General features: G+C 36.6%; 1 protein-coding gene. It reads right to left on the reverse strand.

Annotation, left to right across the window (positions count from 1 at the left end; genetic code table 11):
- A partial coding sequence (locus tag HMPREF3023_RS09715; protein ID WP_246829205.1) for a recombinase family protein occupies window positions 1-227 on the reverse strand: 227 nt, incomplete at both ends.

Raw genomic sequence — 227 nt, forward strand, 5'->3', positions numbered from 1 at the left:
ACTGTAGTATCAGACCATTTTGTTTTACCTCTCGGAGTGAGATATCCTTGCTCTTCTAGTTCCCTGCCAATAACTGACCCTCCATTGCCCTCTAAATATCTTTTAAAGATGTATCTGACAATTTTAGCTTCTTCTTCATTTATAGAGATGCTTTTTGTTATAGGGTCATAATCATATCCAAGGCAACCTTGAAAGCCAATAAGCTCCCCTTTTTCCATTTTCATTTT

It is taken from the genome of Peptoniphilus sp. HMSC075B08 (assembly GCF_001815405.1).
Classification (GTDB): domain Bacteria; phylum Bacillota; class Clostridia; order Tissierellales; family Peptoniphilaceae; genus Peptoniphilus_A; species Peptoniphilus_A harei.